The sequence below is a fragment of the Pedococcus sp. P2_D7 genome (assembly GCF_056404295.1).
On record NZ_JBFUEH010000009.1, the window covers coordinates 1 to 20,210 of the forward strand.

Annotated in this window: 19 protein-coding genes and 1 tRNA gene; 3 read left to right on the forward strand and 17 right to left on the reverse strand. The window is 71.3% G+C overall.

Annotated features, from left to right (window positions below):
• Positions 1-253: 253 nt before the first annotated feature.
• Positions 254-330: transfer RNA gene (locus AC1DWJ_RS18670), tRNA-Ile, on the reverse strand.
• Positions 331-562: 232 nt separating this feature from the next.
• On the opposite strand from AC1DWJ_RS18670, the gene AC1DWJ_RS18675 reads away from it, so the two are divergent.
• Together AC1DWJ_RS18675 and AC1DWJ_RS18680 are read left to right on the forward strand one after the other, a co-directional pair.
• Complete coding sequence (locus AC1DWJ_RS18675) at positions 563-1,078, forward strand: DUF3145 domain-containing protein (protein WP_457256658.1); 516 nt, start codon at positions 563-565, stop codon at positions 1,076-1,078.
• 94 nt (positions 1,079-1,172) lie between these two features.
• Positions 1,173-1,811, forward strand: a complete 639-nt coding sequence (locus AC1DWJ_RS18680; RefSeq protein ID WP_477621642.1) for a hypothetical protein — start codon at positions 1,173-1,175, stop codon at positions 1,809-1,811.
• A 45-nt stretch (positions 1,812-1,856) separates the two neighbouring features.
• Here the strand turns inward: AC1DWJ_RS18680 and AC1DWJ_RS18685 are convergent, their stop codons facing one another.
• The 6 genes from AC1DWJ_RS18685 to AC1DWJ_RS18710 form a co-directional block, all read right to left on the reverse strand.
• Positions 1,857-2,417, reverse strand: a complete 561-nt coding sequence (locus AC1DWJ_RS18685; protein WP_477621643.1) for a hypothetical protein — start codon at positions 2,415-2,417, stop codon at positions 1,857-1,859.
• Between the two features lie 104 nt (positions 2,418-2,521).
• A complete protein-coding gene (gene fabF / locus AC1DWJ_RS18690) occupies positions 2,522-3,766 on the reverse strand; it encodes a beta-ketoacyl-ACP synthase II (protein ID WP_457256653.1) in 1,245 nt (414 codons plus the stop codon).
• A gap of 133 nt (positions 3,767-3,899) precedes the next feature.
• A complete protein-coding gene (locus AC1DWJ_RS18695) occupies positions 3,900-4,148 on the reverse strand; it encodes an acyl carrier protein (RefSeq protein ID WP_457256651.1) in 249 nt (82 codons plus the stop codon).
• Positions 4,149-4,240: 92 nt separating this feature from the next.
• The gene (locus AC1DWJ_RS18700) at positions 4,241-5,260 is read right to left on the reverse strand and encodes a beta-ketoacyl-ACP synthase III (protein WP_457256649.1); all 1,020 of its coding nucleotides are present in this window, start codon (positions 5,258-5,260) and stop codon (positions 4,241-4,243) included.
• Between the two features lies 1 nt (position 5,261).
• The gene (locus AC1DWJ_RS18705) at positions 5,262-6,230 is read right to left on the reverse strand and encodes an ACP S-malonyltransferase (RefSeq protein ID WP_477621644.1); all 969 of its coding nucleotides are present in this window, start codon (positions 6,228-6,230) and stop codon (positions 5,262-5,264) included.
• Between the two features lie 151 nt (positions 6,231-6,381).
• Entirely contained in the window at positions 6,382-7,572 is a 1,191-nt protein-coding gene (locus tag AC1DWJ_RS18710) for a PucR family transcriptional regulator (RefSeq protein WP_457256646.1), read from the reverse strand.
• A gap of 126 nt (positions 7,573-7,698) precedes the next feature.
• On the opposite strand from AC1DWJ_RS18710, the gene AC1DWJ_RS18715 reads away from it, so the two are divergent.
• Positions 7,699-8,865, forward strand: coding sequence for a glycerophosphodiester phosphodiesterase (locus AC1DWJ_RS18715; RefSeq protein WP_477621645.1), 1,167 nt, complete (start codon positions 7,699-7,701; stop codon positions 8,863-8,865).
• A 2-nt stretch (positions 8,866-8,867) separates the two neighbouring features.
• On the opposite strand, the gene AC1DWJ_RS18720 is transcribed toward AC1DWJ_RS18715, so the two are convergent.
• From AC1DWJ_RS18720 to AC1DWJ_RS18765, 10 genes are all read right to left on the reverse strand, one after another.
• A complete protein-coding gene (locus AC1DWJ_RS18720) occupies positions 8,868-9,755 on the reverse strand; it encodes an NAD-dependent epimerase/dehydratase family protein (RefSeq protein ID WP_457256642.1) in 888 nt (295 codons plus the stop codon).
• 122 nt (positions 9,756-9,877) lie between these two features.
• A complete protein-coding gene (gene aceE / locus AC1DWJ_RS18725; RefSeq protein ID WP_457256639.1) occupies positions 9,878-12,643 on the reverse strand; it encodes a pyruvate dehydrogenase (acetyl-transferring), homodimeric type in 2,766 nt (921 codons plus the stop codon).
• Between the two features lie 182 nt (positions 12,644-12,825).
• Positions 12,826-13,515, reverse strand: coding sequence for an SDR family NAD(P)-dependent oxidoreductase (locus AC1DWJ_RS18730; RefSeq protein ID WP_457256637.1), 690 nt, complete (start codon positions 13,513-13,515; stop codon positions 12,826-12,828).
• The gene (locus AC1DWJ_RS18735) at positions 13,512-14,786 is read right to left on the reverse strand and encodes a sialidase family protein (protein ID WP_457256635.1); all 1,275 of its coding nucleotides are present in this window, start codon (positions 14,784-14,786) and stop codon (positions 13,512-13,514) included. The genes AC1DWJ_RS18730 and AC1DWJ_RS18735 overlap by 4 nt, the downstream gene beginning before the upstream one ends.
• Positions 14,783-15,574, reverse strand: a complete 792-nt coding sequence (locus tag AC1DWJ_RS18740; RefSeq protein WP_457256633.1) for an HpcH/HpaI aldolase family protein — start codon at positions 15,572-15,574, stop codon at positions 14,783-14,785. Before AC1DWJ_RS18740 ends, AC1DWJ_RS18735 begins: the two co-directional genes overlap by 4 nt.
• An 8-nt stretch (positions 15,575-15,582) precedes the next feature.
• Positions 15,583-16,569: an aldo/keto reductase gene (locus AC1DWJ_RS18745; RefSeq protein WP_477621646.1), complete on the reverse strand. Its 987-nt coding sequence runs from the start codon at positions 16,567-16,569 to the stop codon at positions 15,583-15,585.
• The gene (locus AC1DWJ_RS18750; protein WP_457256631.1) at positions 16,566-17,462 is read right to left on the reverse strand and encodes an ATP-binding cassette domain-containing protein; all 897 of its coding nucleotides are present in this window, start codon (positions 17,460-17,462) and stop codon (positions 16,566-16,568) included. Before AC1DWJ_RS18750 ends, AC1DWJ_RS18745 begins: the two co-directional genes overlap by 4 nt.
• Positions 17,459-18,379 (reverse strand): ABC transporter ATP-binding protein, encoded by a 921-nt coding sequence (locus AC1DWJ_RS18755; protein WP_477621647.1) that lies wholly within the window; start codon positions 18,377-18,379, stop codon positions 17,459-17,461. Before AC1DWJ_RS18755 ends, AC1DWJ_RS18750 begins: the two co-directional genes overlap by 4 nt.
• A complete protein-coding gene (locus tag AC1DWJ_RS18760; RefSeq protein WP_457256628.1) occupies positions 18,379-19,278 on the reverse strand; it encodes an ABC transporter permease in 900 nt (299 codons plus the stop codon). The genes AC1DWJ_RS18755 and AC1DWJ_RS18760 overlap by 1 nt, the downstream gene beginning before the upstream one ends.
• Positions 19,278-20,210: an ABC transporter permease gene (locus tag AC1DWJ_RS18765; RefSeq protein ID WP_457256626.1), complete on the reverse strand. Its 933-nt coding sequence runs from the start codon at positions 20,208-20,210 to the stop codon at positions 19,278-19,280. Before AC1DWJ_RS18765 ends, AC1DWJ_RS18760 begins: the two co-directional genes overlap by 1 nt.

Consider the following 20,210-nt stretch of genomic DNA (forward strand, 5'->3'; position numbering starts at 1 on the left):
CCGGCCGCAACATCGATGTCTGGGTCACCGGCCAGGTGCTGCAGTTCTACGACGGCGACTACCTGCTGCGCACCGAACAGCGCCGAAGCGCCGGGGAGGTCAGAGTCAAACGCGCCCAAGTCCCGGGCGGGCAACGTAGGGTCAGATCGAGTGACACCCATCAACCGAAGTAGGTGTCACCCATCAACCGAAACAGTGTTACCCAACAGCCGAAGCCCGGATGACCGGGATCAGCCGAAGTAACACAAGGCACTGGTGGGGCAGGTCGGGCTTGAACCGACGACCGACGGATTATGAGTCCGCTGCTCTGACCGACTGAGCTACTGCCCCGGCACCAGCTCGGCTTGCACCGGCTGGGCGCGGTGAGCCTATCGTCGCCGAATGCCGCGGAGAGGGCAGGTCCGTACTGGTGAGAACGGGGTTCGTGGTGGTGCTGGTGCGGATGTGGTTCGTGGTGCACAATGGGACCCGCACAGCCAACTGAACAACGCGGCAACACGCCGAGCCAGCAGGTGACGAGGTTCGTGGGGAAGACGTCCCTCGCACACCAAGGAGGCCCGGAATGTCTGTCGCGATGCCGCGTGTCATGACCCGCGGGGTGGTTTTCATTCACTCCACCCCCAAAGCGCTGTGCCCCCACATCACCTGGGCCCTCGAGTCCGCCCTCGACGGCCGGGTGGCCATCGACTGGACCCCACAGCCGGCCGGTGCCGCACTCGTCCGCGCGGAGTTCCCGTGGGCAGGAGTGCAGGGCACCGGCGCCAAGCTCGCCTCGACGCTGCGCGGGTGGGACAACCTGCGCTACGAGGTGACCGAGGAGCCGAGCGCCGGCGCCGACGGCTCGCGCTGGTCGCACACGCCCGCCCTCGGGATCCACCACACCTGGACGTCGGCGGCCGGTGACGCGGTGATCAACGAGGACCGGCTGCGGGACGTGCTGCGGCTCTCGCAGGGGTCGCCGGAGGCGATGGCCGAGATGCTCGACGAGCTGCTCGGCACCGACTGGGACGCCGAGCTCGAGCCGTTCCGGTATGCCGGCGACGGAGCCCCCGTGCGCTGGCTCCACAAGGTGGGCTGAGCGCTCTCGAGCAGCCGCGTGACCTGCACCATTGGGGGGTTCGGCGGGGTCTTCGGTAGCCTTTCGGGCTGTCCGATCGACTCTGGAGGAACGTGTGACCCGCCCCAAGCTCATCCTGGGGGTGCTGGCCGCAGCCTGTGTGGGGACGCTGCTCTGGTACGCCTGGCTGATCCTCGCCGCCGACCTGCCTCGTGGCGCCACCATCGCGACCTGGGTGCTCTGGCTGTTCTCGGCGGCCGCCGTCGCGACCTTGGTGGCCTACGCCCGCGAGTTCCTCGCCCACCGGGAGGCCGTCGGGCGCGAGGCCTCGTGGAAGCCCCTGCCGAGCCTGGTGCTCCTGTGGATCGGCGGGCTGACGGCGATGGTGTCGTTCGCGTTCGTGCTGCCCGGCAAGGCGCCGGCCGACAGTGCCGAGGACCCGGCCGCCCCCGGCGCATCGCTGAGCGCTCAGCAGTCCGACGCAACGACCACCAGTGCCGCAGAGGATGCGCGGTCGACGACCACCACCTCCCGGTCGAGCTCACCGAGGACGCCCGCACCCGTCTCGACGTCGGCCTCCACGACCCCGTCGGCGACCGGCGGCGGCTCCTCGAGCTCCACGTCGACCTCCGCCTCGACCCCCGCGTCAACCACCTCGACCGTCACCACGACCCACCATGGCACCGGCTCGCCGACCACGAGGCCGACCGGCGGCCCGCTGATCAGCATCACGCTTCCGCCGCCGCCCCGCTGACCGCCACCCCGCTGACCGCCACCTGACGTCAGGCGCCTGCCGCCGCTACGCCTGCAGCTCGGGCCAGAGCTCGTTGCCCAGGGCCCGGCGGCCGGCGCGAGCGCGCAGCACCTCGAGCGCCACGCCGTCGAAGAGCTCGATCGGCAGTGCCCAGAAGCGTGCGCCGAAGTCCACCACCACGACGTCCCGGAGCATGATGACGCCCCTCACGCACGAGTAGGCCAGCTCCGTGCACGAGTCATGGTCGCGGAAGCGGATCGTCTGGCTCCCGACCGTGAGACCGATGATCCGCCCCGGCACGAACTCCCGGTCGAAGTGCTTGCCGAGGCTGAAGACGGTGAAGCCGAGCGTCATGGCTGTCACCACCAGGTAGACCCCGGGTGCGGCCAAGAGCGTCGACGACAGGGCGCCGGGCTGTCCTTCCAGCAGGTCCGGGACCGAGACGCAGAGCAGGAGCACGGCTGCAGTCAGCACGGACGTGGTCCAGGTCTGCGGACGTCGCAGGACGTGCCGGCGGCCCGCTCGCTTCAGTCGCCCCGCCAGGTGCTCGTCGACGATCACGATGCGCTCGCGACCCCCGAGGGTTCCCCCCGACTTCCCCACCATCTGTGACCTCCCCGGGGCGCCCCTGCAGCGACCGTCGGGACACGATAGAGCGCCCACCCCGAGGTTCGGGGTGGGCGCTCCAGGTGTTGGCCGAACGGCTGAGGTCACACCGAGGTGAAGACCACCGCCACGTTGTGACCACCGAATCCGAACGAGTTGTTCAGGGCGGCGATGTCGCCAGCGGGCAGCTTGCGGGCTTCGCCGTGCACCACGTCGAGCTTGATCGCGGGATCGAAGTCGTCGAGGTTGATCGTGGCGGGGGCGATCCGGTGGTGCAGCGCCAGGATCGTGAGGACGCCCTCCAGCGCCCCGGCGGCCCCGAGGAGGTGACCGGTCATCGACTTCGTGGCGCTGACCGGCATACCGTCGGTGTCGTCGCCGAAGGCGCGCCGGATGGCGTTCGACTCGGCCACGTCGCCGACGGGGGTCGAGGTCGCGTGGGCGTTCACGTGCACGATGTCCTTGGGCGTCAGGCCGGCTCGCTGGACCGCCTCGACCATCGCCCGGGACGCGCCCGCGCCCTCAGGCTCTGGCGCCGCGATGTGGTGGGAGTCAGAGGACATGCCCACGCCACCGATCTCGGCGTAGATGGTGGCGCCACGCGCCTTGGCTGCTTCGTATTCCTCGAGCACGATCACCGCGGCGCCCTCACCGAGGACGAACCCGTCGCGGCCGGTGTCGTAGGGGCGCGAGGCGCGCTCGGGGTCGTCGTTGCGCGTCGAGAGCGCCTGCATGGCGGCGAAGCCGGCGATCGGCAGCGCGTGCACGGCACCCTCCGTGCCGCCCGCGACCGCGATGTCGGCTCGGCCGTTGCGGATCATCTCGTAGGCGTAGCCCATCGCCTCGAGCCCGGAGGCGCAGGCGGAGACCGGGGTGTGGGCGCCGGCGCGGGCGCCGATCTCCAGCGACACGGCGGCGGAGGAGGCGTTGGGCATGAGCATGGGGACGGCGAGCGGGAAGACCCGACGCGGGCCCTTCTCGCGCAGGTTGTCCCACTGGTCGAGCAGGGTCCAGACGCCGCCGATCCCGGTGCCGATGCAGGCAGCCAGGCGCTCGGGCTCGACCTCGGGGGCCCCGGCGTCGGCCCAGGCCTCGCGCGCAGCGATCAAGGCGTACTGCGCGCTCGGGTCGAGCCGGCGCACCTCCACCTTGGTCAGCACGTCGGTCGGCTGGGTGTGGATCGTGGCGGCGAACTTGACCGGGAGCTCGTACTTCTCCACCCAGTCGAAGTCCATCGTCTTGGCGCCCGACCGTCCGGCCAGGATGGCGTCCCACGTCTCGGGGACGGTGCCGCCCACAGGGGTGGTGGCTCCGAGGCCTGTGACGACGACGCGTCGTTCGGCGGTCATGGCTGGGTCTGCTCCTTCGTCGGGTCGTGCGGTGCGGCTGGTCGCCGGTGCGGGGTGGCGGCTGGTGCGACGGTGTCACTGAACGGCAGTGGTATGCCGCGTGGCCGCCACCCGCGCAGGGGTACTGCTGGGCTCAGCCCTGGTTCTTGGCGATGAAGGTCACGGCGTCGCCGACGGTCTTGAGGTTCTTGACCTCGTCGTCGGGGATCCGCACGCCGAACTTCTCCTCGGCGTTGACGACGATGGTCATCATCGACAGCGAGTCGATGTCGAGGTCGTCGGTGAAGGACTTCTCGGACTGCACCGACTCGGTGTCCAGACCGGTCTCCTCGTTGACGATCTCGGCCAGACCCTCGAGGATCTCCTGCTCGCTCTGCGCCATCCGGCTCAGCTCCTTCTGTTGGTGTGACAGTGGGTCGTCACGTGGTGTGGTCACTGCGGTGGCCCGGTTCACCCGCGGGCCGACGGGAGTCTTCAGGGGAGGACGACGACCTGGGCCGCGTAGACCAGGCCTGCGCCGAACCCGATCTGCAGGGCCAGCCCACCGTGCGGCACCTCACCCTCGCGCAGCATCCGCTCGGTCGCGAGGGGGATCGAGGCCGCAGAGGTGTTCGCGGTCTCGGCGATGTCGCGGGCGACCGCGATGTCGGAGGGCAGCTTGAGCTGCTTGATCATGGCGTCGATGATCCGCATGTTCGCCTGGTGCGGGATGAACGCGTCGAGGTCCTCGGCGCGCACGCCGGCGGCGTCGAGCGCCTTCTGGGCCACCGGGGCCATGCCCCAGACCGCCCAGCGGAAGACGGACTGACCCGCCATGCCGATCGCCGGCCAGCCGAGGTCACCGTCCCGCACCTCGATCCACGAGTCGCGCTGCGAGATGGTCTTCCACTGCGAGCCGTCGGAGCCCCAGACGGTGGGGCCGATGGCCGGGGTGTCGGACGGGCCGACGAGCGCGGCGCCCGCGCCGTCGCCGAAGATGAACGCCGAGCCGCGGTCGGTCGGGTCGGTGAAGTCGGACAGCTTCTCGACGCCGACCACGAGCACGTGGCGGGCGCTGCCGCCGCGCACCATGTCGCTGGCCAGGCTGATCGCGTGGCAGTAGCCGGCACAGGCGGCGGAGATGTCGAAGGCCGCGCCACGGATGCCCAGCCGGTCGGCGAGGATTGGTGCGGCAGCAGGCGTCTGGTAGGGGTGCGTGACCGTGGCCACCACCACGGCGTCGACGTCGGAGGCCTCGAGGCCCGAGGCGGTGAGGGCCTCACGGGTGGCCTCGACGGACATGTCGACGACGGACTCGTCCTTGGCTGCGAAGCGACGGCTCTTGATGCCCGAACGCTCCTGGATCCACTCGTCGGAGGAGTCGATCGCCTCGATGATCTCCGAGTTCATCACCACGCGCTCGGGTCGGTAGCCACCGACGCCCATGATGCGGGCGTAGGTCGCCCCGTCGGAAGGGGTGATGGAGCCGGTGCCCTTGGGGGCTGGTGTGCTCATGTCAGGCCTCTTGCGCGTCGGTCGGGAGGGATCCTGCGTCGGCGGGGTCTCCGCCGTGGTCGCGAACCAGCTGCTGCGCCGCCTCGAGGTCGTCGGGCGTCTTGACTGCCAGTGTGGCAACTCCGGGCATCGCGCGCTTGGCGAGCCCGACGAGGGTGCCGGCCGGGGCCAGCTCGACCAGCGCGGTGACACCGAGGTCGACCATGCTCTGCATGCACAGGTCCCAGCGGACCGGGCTGCTCACCTGCGCGACCAGTCGCGCCAGGGCGTCGGCGCCGTCGGCGACGGGCTGGCCGTCGGCGTTGGACAGCAGCGTGACGCCCGGGTCGCTGACGTCGAAGTCCGCGGACAGCCGCTCGAGGGCCTCGACGGCGGGGGACATGTGGGTGGTGTGGAACGCGCCGGCGACCTGGAGCGGGATGACCCTGGTCTTGGCCGGCGGGTCGGCGGCGAACGCCGCGAGCTGCTCGAGCGTGCCGGCGGCGACGGTCTGGCCCGCGCCGTTGGCGTTCGCGGCGGTGAGCCCGTACCGGGCCAGCGCCTCGGCCACCTCGGCGGGGTCGCCACCCAGGACTGCGCTCATGCCCGTCGGGGTGAGCGCGCTGGCAGCGGCCATCCCTGCGCCGCGCTCACGGACGAAGACCATCGCGTCGTGGTCGGACAGCACCCCTGCGAAGGCGGCGGCGGTGATCTCGCCGACCGAGTGCCCGGCGGTGACGCCGACCGTGCCTCCAGCTCCACCGGGCAGGACCACCGCGGCGGCGGCCAGGCCGGCCGCCACGATCAGCGGCTGGGCGACGGCGGTGTCCTTGATCGTCTCGGCGTCCGACGTCGTGCCGTGCGCGACCAGGTCGAGGCCGGCCACGTCGGAGAGCGACTCGAGCCGCGCACGGAAGCCCGGCAGCTCGAGCCAGGGCGCGAGGAAGCCGGGGGTCTGGGAGCCCTGTCCGGGGCAGACGATTGCTAGCACGCCTCCACCCTTGCGGTCGGACCGGGCCGCCCGCGTGACCGTTTGGCACGAACATCGACAAGGTCTTTTGGAGGATGTCTACAAAAGCAGCAGGGAAGTGCGCCCTCGACGCGGTGCGGTGTGAGCAGGGTCTCAGCGGGCTGCGGGCCGGTCACCGCTGGGGGACGGTCCGCTGGGTGACCGGGCGGCTGAGCCGTCCCAGGGCGAGGGCGATGCGCACGGTGTGGGCGTCGTGCGGGTCGGTCAGCTGGTAGCCGGTGAGCTCGGCGATCTTGCCCAGGCGGTAGCGCACCGTGTTCGGGTGCACGAACAGGACACGGGCGGTGCCCTCGAGGCCGCCGCCGGACTCGAGATAGGCCGAGGCCGTCTCGAGGAGGGCGCCGCTGCTGGACGAGAGGGGGTGCCAGATGCGGTCGAGCATGAGGGCACGGGCCGGCGCGTCGCCGACCAGGACCCGCTCGGCCAGGAGGTCGTCGGCGGTGACCGGCCGCGGTGCTCCGGGCCAGGCGTGCGCGCACGACTGGCCGGCCAGTGCCGCCCGCGCCGAGCGCCCGGCGGCGAACAGGTGGGGCACGGTCGGCCCGACCACGAGGGGGCCGTCGCCGAAGTGGTCGGCGACCGCCCGGGCGGCCGCCATCGGGTCGTCGACGTTGCCGAAGATGACGACCAGCCGACGCCCCTGCACGGCGGCCAGGGTGTCCACCCCTACCCGCTCGGCCGCACGCCGCAGGCCGTCGACGACCCCCTCCGACCCGCCCGGTGGGGTGCTGCCCGCGATCACCGCGACCCGTGTCGTGGAGCCCCACCCGAGGGCGGCGGCCCGGGACTGCATGGAGTCGTCGGCCTCACCGCGCAGCACGGCGTCGACGACCAGTCCCTCGAGGCGCGCGTCCCAGGCGCCGCGGGCCTCCGCGGCATGCGCGTAGACCTCGGCAGCAGCGAAGGCGATCTCACGGGAGTAGCGCAGGACCGACTCGCGCAGGGCCTGCTCCTCCCCGGGCTCGGCGAGGGCGGTGGCGTCCTGCTCCACGACGTCGACGACCGAGCGCACCAGGTCGAGGGTCTGGCGCAGCGTGATCGACCGGGTCAGCTCGCGCGGCGCGGTGCCGAAGACGTCGGCCGTGACCGGGGTCTGGTCGCCCCCTTGGCGCAGCCACGCGATGAAGGCCGCGATGCCGGCCTGGGCCACGAGCCCGACCCACGAACGGTCCTCGGCCGACAACACTCGGTACCAGTCGTGCGCCGACTCCATCCGCCGCGTCGCCGCGGACGAGAGCTCACCGGCAGACCGCTCGACCCGCTGCAGGGTGGCGGCCGAGGTGGTCACGCGAGCGGGCGGCATACCCCGAGTCTATTTGTATGCCGCCGACAACCCACCCCGTGTCGCTGGGCAGAGTTCGGCACCCTTTCACCCCCGCGTCACCGAGCGGTCGCCCCCCGCCGGGCGGCGCTTCCTAGCGTCGCCGGCATGACCAGACTCCTTCCCGTCCTTGCCGTCACCGGACTCCTCCTGGTGGGCTCCACCGCCGTGGCGGTCAGCACCGCCCAGGGTGCGCCCACCTCCTCCGCGGTCTCCGCCCACCCCGCAGTCGCCCAGCCCGCCGCCGACCAGCGCCGTGCCACGACCACCCCGCTCGTCCTGGCCCACCGGGGCGCCTCGGGCTACCGGCCCGAGCACACCATCGCCGCCTACGAGCTCGCCGTCGCGATGGGGGCCGACTACATCGAGCCTGACCTCGTGATGACCCGTGACGGGGTGCTCGTCGACCGCCACGAGCCGGAGATCTCCGGGACCACGGACGTGGCCGCCCACCCGGAGTTCGCCTCGCGCAAGACCACCAAGGTGCTCGACGGGGTCAGCACCACGGGATGGTTCACCGAGGACTTCACCCTCGCCGAGCTGAGGACCCTGCGCGCCGTCGAGCGGCTCCCCGCCGTCCGCCAGGAGAACACCCTGTACGACGGCCGGTACGAGGTGCCGACCTTCGAGGAGGTCCTGCGGGTGCGCGAGCGGTTGTCCCGGGAGTACGGCCGCGAGATCGGCATCATCCCGGAGATCAAGCACTCGACGTACTTCCACGCGGCGGGGCTCAACCCCGAGCGCGCCCTGGTGGACGCCGTCTCCCGGCACCACCTCAACCGCTCGTCGGCCCCCCTCTGGGTGCAGAGCTTCGAGCTCGGCAACCTGGTCGCCCTCCGCGAGCAGCACGGCTACCGGGCCAAGTCCGTCTTCCTCGCCAGCGCCAGCGGGGCGCCGTACGACCTCGTCGTCGCGGACGACCCGCGCACGTACCGCGACCTGCTGGCCCCGGCCGGCCTGACCTCGCTGTCCCGGTGGGTCGACGGCATCGGCCCGGACAAGGCCCTCGTCATCCCGAGGCGCGCCGACGGGACGCTGGGGAGCCCCACCGGCCTCGTGGCCGACGCACACGCGGCCGGGCTGAAGGTCACTCCCTACACGTTCCGGGCCGAGAACACCTTCCTCCCGGTCGACTACCGGGTCGGCACGAACCCCGCCGACTTCGGACGGGCCATCGACGAGGTCGTGGCCTACCTGCGCACCGGTGTCGACGGCGTCTTCTGCGACCAGCCGGACATCTGCGTCACGGCTCGCAAGGAGTTCCTGGGCTCGTGAACTCAACCAACATGGTCGCGCCAGGAGTGGGCCGGCTGGTAGCCCAGCAGTCGTCGGGCCTTGTCGATGCCGAGCAGGGTCTCGTGCTCGCCGAGCTCCTTGCGCACCTCGACCCCCGGGAACACCTCGGCCACCAGGTCCGCGCTCGAGCGGCTCATGACGGTGTCGGCGTTGGCGATGACGAAGACCTCGCACCCGGGCTCGGTCCGCTCGAGGCCCAGCCGCACCGCCTGCGCTCCGTCACGGCCGTCGATGTAGCCCCACAGGTTCCACCTGCGCAGCGAGGGGTCGGCGTCGAACGACGGGAAGGCCGCGTAGTCCTCGGGATCCATGACGTTCGAGAAGCGCAGGCCGACCATGACCAGCTCGGGGTCCCAGCGGCAGAAGTGCCGGGCCATCGCCTCCTCGAGCGCCTTGTTCAGCGAGTAGGTCGACTCCGGTCGCGGGTCGTACTCCTCGTCGACGGGCACATAGGGCGGGGGAGTGTCGAAGGGCAGGCCCAGGACTGTCTCGCTCGACGCCCACACCACCCGACGCACCTTCAGGGCACGGGCGGCGGCGAAGACGTTGTAGGTCGCGGCCGAGTTGTTGGCGAAGGTCGCCGCGTTCGTGGTCAGGCCGGACGCGGGGATCGCGGCCAGGTGGACCACCGCGTCCACCGGCGTCGAGTGCTCGTCGACACCCCCTGACAGCGCCTCGAGCACCTGGCCGTAGTCGGTGAGGTCGACGGCGACGAACGAGGTCGTGGAGCTGGCCGGCCGGACCCGGTCGAGCGCGAGGACGTCGTAGCCCTGCTCGACGAGGTGGGCGACGACCGTGCGGCCGAGCTTGCCGGTGGAGCCGGTGACGGCGACGCGGACAGGGCGGGTCGTGCTGGCTTGGGAGGTCACCGGTTCATCCTGCCCCACGGGCTCACCCCACCCCAAGACAAGGTATGCCGCCCGCTCAGGTGAGCGGGCGGCATACCTTGTCGTGCAAGGGGTTTCGTCGGATCAGCAGGGCCAGGCTGCGGTCAGCTCTCGCCGCCCGCGTTGCCGGACGTGCCGGCGGTGACGTCCAGCAGGCGGTAGCGCGAGGCCGCCTCACGGGCCACCCCGCCCTCGATCTCGCCACGCTGGACCAGCATCTGCAGGGCGCGCACCGCGACCGAGGGGCCGTCGATGTGGAAGAAGCGGCGCGCGGCCGGGCGGGTGTCGGAGAACCCGAACCCGTCGGCGCCGAGCGAGGCGAAGTCTCCCGGCACCCACGGCTGGATCTGGTCCTGCACCTGGCGCATGTAGTCCGACACCGCGATGACCGGACCGCGCGTGTGACGCAGCCGCTCGGTCACGTAGGGAGTGCGGGCCTCGCCGTCCGGGTGGAGGAAACGCTGCTCGTCGCAGGCCATGCCGTCGCGGCGCAGCTCGCTCCACGACGTCACCGACCACACGTCAGCCACGACGCCCCAGTCGTTGCGCAGGAGGTCCTGGGCCTCCATCGCCCACGGCACACCGACACCCGAGGCGAGCAGCTGCACGCGGGGGGCATCGTCCGGGAGGCCGTCCGGGATGCCCGGAGCGAAGAGGTGCATGCCACGCAGGATGCCCTCGCGGTCGACGTTCTCCGGCTCCTGCGGCTGGCTCATCGGCTCGTTGTAGACGGTCATGTAGTAGATGACGTTCTCGGGGTCGTCGCCGTACATCCGGCGCAGCCCGTCCTCCATGATGTGGCCGATCTCGAACGCGAAGGCCGGGTCGTACGACACCACCGCGGGGTTGGTCGCCGCCAGCAGCGGTGAGTGGCCGTCGGCGTGCTGCAGCCCCTCACCGGTGAGGGTCGTGCGACCTGCAGTGGCCCCGATGAGGAAGCCGCGCGCCATCTGGTCGGCGGCCGCCCAGATGGAGTCGCCGGTGCGCTGGAACCCGAACATCGAGTAGAAGACGTAGATCGGGACCATCGGCTGGCCGTGCGTCGCGTACGACGTGCCGGCGGCCGTGAACGCCGCCAGCGACCCCGCCTCGTTGATGCCGAGGTGCAGGATCTGGCCGTCCTTCGCCTCCTTGTAGGCCAGCATCAGCTCGGCGTCGACCGAGGTGTACTTCTGGCCGTGCGGGTTGTAGATCTTGATCGTCGGGAAGAACGAGTCCATGCCGAACGTGCGGGCCTCGTCAGGGATGATCGGCACCACGCGCTTGCCGAACTCCTTGTCGCGCATCAGCTCCTTGAGCAGTCGCACGAAGGCCATCGTCGTGGCGACCTGCTGCTTGCCGGTGCCCTTCTTGACGATGTCGTAGGCCGAGTGGTCGGGCAGCTTGAGCGGCTCGTGCTGGACCCGCCGCACCGGGATCGGTCCGCCGAGCTTCTCGCGCCGCTCGCGCAGGTACTGGATGCTCGGGTCGTCGGGTCCGGGGTGGAAGTAGGGCGGGGCGTAGGGGTCGCGCTCGAGCACCTCGTCGGAGATCGGCAGCTTCAGGCTGTCGCGCAGGCCCTTGAGGTCGTCGAGGGTCAGCTTCTTCATCTGGTGGGTCGCGTTGCGGCCGGCGAAGTGGCTGCCGAGGCCGTAGCCCTTGATCGTCTTCGCGAGGATGACCGTCGGCTGGCCGGTGTGGTTCATCGCGGCCTGGTAGGCGGCGAAGACCTTGCGGTAGTCGTGGCCACCGCGCTTGAGCTTCCACCAGATGTCCTCGTCGGACCAGTCCTTGACCATCTCGCGGGTGCGCGGGTCGCGGCCGAAGAAGAAGTCGCGGACGTACTTGCCGTCGTTGGCGCGGAAGGTCTGGTAGTCGCCGTCGCTCGTGGTGTTCATGAGGTGCACCAGGGCACCGTCACGGTCCTGGGCGAGCAGCGGGTCCCAGCCGCGGCCCCAGACCACCTTGATGACGTTCCAGCCGGCCCCGCGGAAGAAGGCCTCGAGCTCCTGGACGATCTTGCCGTTGCCCCGGACCGGGCCGTCGAGCCGCTGCAGGTTGCAGTTGACGACGAAGGTCAGGTTGTCGAGCTCCTCACCCGCGGCGAGCTGCAGCAGGCCGCGCGACTCGGGCTCGTCCATCTCGCCGTCGCCGAGGAAGGCCCAGACGTGCTGCTGGCTGGTGTCCTTGACGCCACGGTTGTGGAGGTACTTGTTGAACTGCGCCTGGTAGATGGCGTTCATCGGGCCGATGCCCATCGACACCGTGGGGAACTGCCAGAAGTCCGGCATCAGCCGCGGGTGCGGGTAGGACGGCAGGGCGAGCGGCTGGCCCGCGACGATGTGGCTCTTCTCCTGGCGGAAGCCGTCGAGCTGGTCCTCGGAGAGGCGACCCTCGAGGAAGGCCCGGGCGTACATGCCGGGGGAGGCGTGGCCCTGGAAGAAGACCTGGTCGCCGCCGCCCGGGTGGTCCTGGCCGCGCCAGAAGTGGTTGAAGCCCACCTCGTAGAGGGTCGCGGCCGAGGCGTAGGTGGAGATGTGGCCACCGACCCCGATGCCGGGACGCTGCGCGCGGTGCACCATGACCGCGGCGTTCCACCGCAGGTAGGCGCGGTAGCGGCGCTCGACCTCCTCGTCACCGGGGAACCACGGCTCCTGCTCGGGCGAGATCGTGTTGATGTAGTCGGTCGCCGTCAGCGACGGCACCCCGACCTGCATCTCCCGTGCCCGCTCCAGGAGCTTGAGCATCACGTAGCGCGCCCGCTGCCGACCGCCCTCCTCGATGACCCCGTCGAGGGAGTCGAGCCACTCCTTGGTCTCCTCGGGGTCGATGTCCGGGAGCTGGCTGGGGATGCCGTTGAGAATCGGTCCGGCTTCCTCGCGTGCGGCCACGGTCGTGAGTCCTTTCTCGCGCCAGTGTTGACGAGGGGCCGCGGGGTTGCCTGCGACCTCCGCGTCCATCTTCCACCCGGAAGAGTCGCAGGTCACAACCGGACCGCCCTACTGGCCAGTATCCGGAGCGTGTGCGACATATATCTCTGCCGGGCCCGCCGGGTGGGGCGGGACGGGGCGGCTCAGAGGGAGGCGCCGGCGCAGATCACCACGTGCTGTCCGGTGACCATCGCGCCGGTGCCTTCGAGGAGGAACGAGGCGTAGGCCGCGACCTCCTCCGCCCGGACCAGCCGACCCAGGGGAGGAGTGCGTGCCGGTGTCGCCGCGCGACGAGGGTCGGCGGTCATCGCCGTCTCCGTGGGACCGGGCTCGAGGACGTTGACGGTGATCTCCCGGTGGGCCAGCTCCATCGCCCACGACCGGCCCAGCGCCCGGAGGGCGGCCTTGGTTGCTGCGTACTGGCTCTTGCCCCAGGCGCCTTCGGCGGTGCGGCTGCCGATGAGCAGGATTCGGCCGCCGTCGACCAGGCGGGCCTCGAGGGACGAGGCGAGCCGCACGGCGGCGCCGACGTGGACCGCGTGCATGCGGTCGCCGGCAGCAGGGTCGAGGTCGGTCAACGGGCCCGACTCCTGGAAACCGGCGGCGTGGACGAGGGCATCGACAGTGCCGAGGTCGGCCACGGCTGCGACGACGCCGGACGAGACAGTGGTGTCGGCGAGGTCGACCGCGCGCCAGTCGAGCCCTGGGAGCTCCTCCGGCTTCGGCTGCCGCCGCGACAGACCCACCACCTGCCACCCGTCGTCGAGGAGACGTCGGGCGATGGCCCTGCCGATCCCGGAGCTCACGCCCGTGACGACGGCGGTCCGGCTCATGCGGAGGGCGACTCGGCGGTCGCGGTCCGTGCGTCGAGGGCGGCCGGCGAGATTCGCACGTGGCGGATGGCGCGACGGTGGTACGTGAAGGCCACGTGCACCGTGCCGGTCGCGTCCTGGCAGACCGAGGGGTAGCTCAGCTCGCGGTTCACGCCGTCGCGGGAGTTGTTGCTCAGGCAGTAGCCGTCGCCGTCCTCGAGGACCCACCGCACCGGCCAGGTCCCCCCGTCGTCATCCGAGACGGCGAGGGTCAGCGGCGCACGGGGAGCGCCCCAGAACGCGCCCCGGACTGCGGCGAGCTCTTCCTGCGTCACCGTCTCGGGCTCAGCTGGAGCGGTGTCGCTGATGCCGTCGTCGTCGATCTCGTCATACAGGGACACCCGACGCGCGACGGCGTCGAGTCGGCTGCTCTCGTTGAGCACCAACGCCGTTCGGTGGCCGGACAACGGCGCTGCCTGGATCGACGAGTTGTTGTTGGGCAGCCCGGTGGGCTGAGGGGCGGACCAGTCGAGTCCGTCGTCGGACACGCTGCGGTAGACGTGGTCCGCCCACCGGCTCCGGTAGTACGCGGCATACCCACCGTCGGCCCTGGGCACGATGCTCATGTGGACGCAGCCCGTCGAGTCCGGCACCTCGCGCTCGGTCCAGGTGCGGCCCTCGTCGGTCGAGACCCACACACTGCTGGTGTCGCGGTCGCCGACCCACTTCTCGCCGGGCACGCGTACGCAGGTGAAGGTGGGCAGCACCCATGCGCCCGAGGGCAGCACGACAGGGGGCTGGCGGACGAAGACCCCGCCCCGTTCGCTCTCGAGCAGGGTGCGGGCCGGGCCCCACGTCGCGCCGTGGTCCGGTGAGGTCCGCGCCCGCACGAAGGAGGTGTCCTGGTCGCCCGCATGCTGTGCCGTGTGGAACAGCCAGAGCTGGCCGTCCGGGGCGGGGAAGAGGACGGGGTTCTGCTCGGAGCGAGTCGGGTCGTCGGACAGCCGGACCGGTGCGGTCCACCGGTCGGTCCCGGGCACCAGGCGCGAGAACCACACGTCGATGTCGGCCACGCCCTCCTGCGTCCCGCCGAACCACACACAGCCGAGGCTGCCGTCGCCGAGCACCGACAGGTTGGCCGCGTGGGACTGCACCGTCGGGGCGGGCAGGAAGGCCTCCTCGACGCCCTCGACGCCCTCGACGCCCTCGACGCCCTCGACGCCCTCGACACCGTCGGCTCCGGTCCGAGGACGCAGGATGCCGTCGGTGTCCAGGGCGGCGGGGGCGGTCACGGCGCCCCAGCGGCCGCCGCCAGGTGCTCGGCAGCCGCGCGCTCGAGGTGGACCAGGTCGGACGAGACCGTCGCGAAGGTGAAGCCCTGGCCGAGCCGTCGCGCGGCGTCGGCCCCTGCAGGAGTGTGGATCCCGGCGGCCACGCCGGCCGCCTCCGCCGCCTTGCTGATGCGTACCAGCGCCGCCTCGAACTCGTCAGCGACGGCAGGGTCGCCGGGGAATGCGCCACCGACGGCCAGGCACAGGTCGGAGGGCCCGACGTAGATGCCGGTGAGGCCGGGGACGGCACAGATCTCCTCGACGTTGGCCAGGCCCTCGGGCGTCTCGATCATGGCCAGGCACGAGACCGAGGCATCGGCCTCCGCCGGGACGGGCCCGACCCGCAGTCCGGACCGCATCGGGCCGTAGGACCGGACCCCGGTGGGCGGGTAGGTCGCGGCGGCCACGGCGCGGCGGGCGTCGTCCGCGGTGTTGACCAACGGGACGATGACGCCTGCAGCCCCGGCATCGAGGGCCTGCCCGATGTGGAACGGGTCGTTGGCCCCGACGCGGACGAGCCCGACCGACGTGCGACCTGCGTCGACCGCCATCAGGCCGGCGAGGAGCCCGCTGTAGCCGAGCAGCCCGTGCTGCGCGTCGAGGCAGACGTAGTCGTAGCCGAGCCGCGCGATCCGCTCGGTGGCCACGGGTGCGTCGAGCACGACCCAGTAGCCGACGGCGCGCTGGCGCCCACTCAACCTCCGGGTGAAGTCCTGTGCGGTCGGGGTGGGCTGCTGCTCGGAACTCACCGAGGCTCCTATCGGTTGTAGGCCGGCATCGGACCGGCCAGGGTGGCGCCGACCTCGTCGCACGCGGCGATGACGTCGGGGGACAGGGGACCGCGTGCGGCCGCGGCGATGTTGGCCCGCAGCTGGTCCGGCTTGGACCCGCCGAGGAGGACGGCGTTGACCAGCGGGCGCGACAGCAGCCAGCGCAGGGCCAGCTCGGGCAGCCCCAGGCCGGCGTCGGCCGCGATGGTGGAGAGGGCGTCGACCGCCTCGAACAGACTGCGGTTCCAGTAGCGCTCGCGGTACATGCTCGAGAGCGCGGAGGAGCCGAAGCGACCCTCACCCGGGGCGTCGTCGAAGCTGTGCCGCCCGGTCAGGAGGCCACCGCCCAGCGGGTTGTAGACGATCGTGGCCAGCCCGTGGGTCGTGGCGAACTCGGCGTACTCGTCCTCCACGCGTCGCGCGACGAGGTTGTAGAGCTGCTGCGCGACGACCGGTCGCGGCGCACCCACCCGGTCACAGGCCGCGGCGAGGTCGGCGATCTGCCAGGCAGCGAAGTTGGACACCCCGACGGCCTTGGCCAACCCGGCCGAGACGATGTCCGCCAGGGCTTCGGCGGTCTCCTCGACACTGACCGAGCGGTCGGGCTGGTGGAGGTAGAACAAGTCGACGTGGTCGGTGTCGAGGCGGCGCAGGCTCGCCTCGAGGGAGGAGCGAATCCCCTTGCGGGACAACAGCGGTTCGCCCCCGGCGTCACCCGGGTAGATGCCCGCCTTCGTGGCCAGCGAGACCCGGTCACGGCGACCGGCGAGGACCTCGCCCAGGATCGTCTCGGTGCGGGTGCCGGCATACCCGTTGGCCGTGTCCAGCCACGAGATCCCGGCGTCGAGAGCCGTGTCGACCATGGCCCGCGAGGTGGCCGCGTCAGCGGTGTCACCGAAGGTCATCGTGCCCAGGACCAGCCGGGGGAGCGGGGTGTCCGGCCCGGCACCACCCGGGAGCTCGGTCTGGCTCATGCGCTCGCAGCGCTCTCGGCGATGCGGGCGGCGGCCACCCCGCGCACGACTTCGCGCGGCTTGCGCCCGACCATCCGCGCCGGTTCGAGTGCGGAGCGCCGCAGCCGGCGGGTGTAGGGGTCGGTGGGGTGGGCAAGCACCTGCTCGGTCTCGCCCCGCTCGACGACCGTCCCGGCTCGGAGCACCAGCACCTCCTCCGAGATGGCCCGCACGACGCCGAGGTTGTGCGAGATGAACAGGTAGGTCAGCCCGGTCTCCTGGCGCAGACGGGCGAGGATGTCGAGCACCTGCGCCTGCACCGACACGTCGAGGGCACTGGTCGCCTCGTCGAGGACCAGCAGGTCGGGCTCGGAGGCGAGGGCGCGCGCGATGCCGATCCGCTGGCGCTGGCCGCCGGAGAACTCGTGCGGCTTGCGCTGCAGGGCGGAGGTGGGCAGCCCGACCTGGTCGAGCAGCTGCGCGGCCCGCTGTCTGCGCACCGTCGCAGAGCGCTCGCCGCGGACCTGCATCGGCTCGGCCACGATCTGCTGCGCGGTGAGGTGCGGGTCGAGCGAGCCGTAGGGGTCCTGGAAGACCATCTGGATCCGGTGGCGCATCGGCCGCAGGGCGCGCTCGGACACGGTGGCGAGATCAGTGCCGTCGAAGACCATCGAGCCGGCCGTCGGCTTGACCAGCCGGACCAGGGCCTTGGCGATGGTGGACTTGCCACAGCCGGACTCGCCGACGACGGCCAGGCACCCGCCTCGGGGGACCGAGAAGGACACCTGGTCGACGGCCCGGAAGGTCTCGCCGCCGCGGCGGTACTCGACGACGAGGTCCCTGACGTCGAGCAGCGGGGTGCCCGTGGCGGGCGGGGTCAGGTCGTGCTGACCCGTGGGCGTGGTCGTGGTCATGGTCGGGAGCCTCCGTCGGTGGCGGGTATGCCGGCCTGCTCGGGTGCGATCGGTGCGTCGGCCTGCTCGGCCCCCGGGGCGGGCACCGGGTCGATCAGCTCTGGGTGCCCCGGGTCCTCGGGATCGTCCCACTCGCCCAGCTCGGGGATCGCGGCGAGCAGCGCTCGCGTGTATTCGTGCGCGGGGTGGTCGACGACCTGCTCCACGGGTCCGTCCTCGACGAACAGCCCGCGATGCATGACGTGGATCCGGTCACTCATCAGCCGGGCGACGCCAAGGTCGTGGGTGATGAGGAGGATGGCGACACCGGTGCGCTCCTGCATCTCCAGGAGCAGGTCGAGGATGCCGGCCTGGACCGTGACGTCGAGGGCGGAAGTCGGCTCGTCGGCGACGATGAGCCGTGGCTCGGTCGACAGCGCCATCGCGATGAGCACCCGCTGGAGCATGCCTCCGGAGAGCTCGTGCGGGTAGGACTTGACCCGCCGCTCGGGTGCGCTGAGGTGCACCTGGCGGAGCAGGTCGAGGGCTCGCTCGTGGGCCTGCGCCTTCGACAGCGACGGGTGGGCGTGCCGGATCGCCTCGACCATCTGCTTCCCGACCGTCGCGATCGGGTTGAGGGCGGTCATCGGGTCCTGGGGGATCAGGGCGACGGAGCGCCCGCGCAGGGTGCCGATGTGCTTGCGGGTGCCCACGACGTCCTGGCCGTCGATCTGGGCCGATCCGGAGATGACCGCGAGGTCGTCGGGAAGCAGTCGCAGCAGCGCCATGGCGGTGGTCGACTTGCCGGAGCCCGACTCGCCGATGATGGTGACGGTCTCTCCGGCGGCGATGTCGAAGCTCACGCCGTCGACGGCACGGATCACACCTCGGGGGGTCATCAGCTCGACCACGAGGTCGTTGACGGTGAGGACGGACATCACGCGTCACCGGCCTTGGTCCGACGGGTGCGGTCGCGCAGCCCGTCGCCGAGCAGGTTCACCCCGATGACGAGCAGGGCAATGGCCACACCGGGAATGGTGACGAGCCACCACTTGCCCGTCACGAAGAGCTCGCGGCCGTCCGAGATGATCCCGCCCCACGTGGGGTACGGACGTTGCACCCCGGCGCCGAGGAAGCTCAGGGCGCTCTCGAGCAGGACGGCCTGGGCCAGCAGGAGGAAGACCACGACGAGCACCTGCGGGAGGATGTTCGGGATGATGTGGCGGCCGATGACGCTGGGCCTGCGCAGGCCCAGCACCTGGGCCGCGGCGACGTAGGGCTTCTCGCGTTCGACGAGCACGAGGGCTCGGGTGAGGCGCGCTGGTTCGGGCCACTGGGCCAGGGCGATGACCAGCGTGATGACCGGCACCGATGGACCGAAGAGCGCCACGACGAGCAGCAGCATCAGGAGCAGGGGTAGGGACATCTGGGCTTCGAGGGCCCGGGAGATGATGGTGTCGACCCAGCCGCCGTAGTAGCCGGCGACGGCTCCGAGGACGATCCCGACGAGCCCGGAGATCACGATGGCCAGCAGGCCGATGACGAGGCTGGTCTGGCCGCCGAACAGGATCCGCGACAACAGGTCGCGCCCGTTGGGGTCGGTCCCGAGGAGGTGCCCCTCGGAGAACGGCGGCAGCGAGCTGTCACGCAGGACACCTCGGACCGGGTCGGGAAGGGGCAGGACGCGGGCCAGCGCGACCGGGATCACGACGATCGACGCGCAGAACGCACCCAGCCAGATCTTGATCGTGCTGTGCCGGGCCTGGCGGGCCGCAGAGGAGCGGCGCAGCTGCCGGGGCGTGACCGCGGTGGGGACGGGTTTCTGGTCCAGGGCCATCAGCGGGCACCCTCTCCGAGTCGGACCCGCGGATCGAGCAGCGGGTAGATCAGGTCGACGGCGAGCTGCACGAACAGCGCCAGGAGGACGGTCACGAGCACGGTGGCCTGGATGACGGGCAGGTCGCGACGCTCGAGGGCGTCGACGACGAGCTCACCGACACCGGGCCACCGGAAGACGACCTCCACGATGACCACGCCGTTGAGCATGGCCGCGAACCGGGTGCCGAGGGCGGTGACCACGGGGATCGCCGAGTTGGAGAACGCGTATCGCCAGGTCAGCCGGCGCTCGGACACCCCGCGGGACCGGGCGATGGTCACGTACGGCGCGCCCAGGTTGGCCGACATCTCACGCCTGACGAGGCGGGAGATGAGGGCCACCTGGAGCACGACGATGGTGAGCGTGGGAAGCACCAGCGAGGTGACCGACGTGAAGCCCGACGAGGGGAACCACTGCAGGTTCACGGCGAACAGGATGAGCAGGACGAACCCGATCCAGAAGTCGGGCATCGACTGACCTGCGATGGTCGCGATGTTGGCCCCGAGCTCTCCGGCCGTGTTGGCCCGTCGGGCCATCCACACCCCGAGCGGGATCGCCAGCAGGGCGGTGATGACGATCGCCGCCACGGCGAGGGTGATCGTGTAGGGCAGTCGATCCAGCACGACAGTCATCGCTGACTGCCGGAACTGGAACGACTGCCCGACGTCGCCTTGGAGCAGGTGGGCCATGAACGTCCAGTACTGGCTCAGCAGTGGCTGGTCGAGCCCGAACTCGGCCCGGATCGCATCCAGCTGTTCCGAGCTCGGGTTCGGCGGCGCGTAGCTGACGGCGGGGTCGCCGGGGGCGAGGCGCAGCAGCACGAACACCACCGTCACCGTGAACCAGGCGGTCAGGATCGTCTGGGCGACCCTCTTGAGGACGTAGCGGCCCAT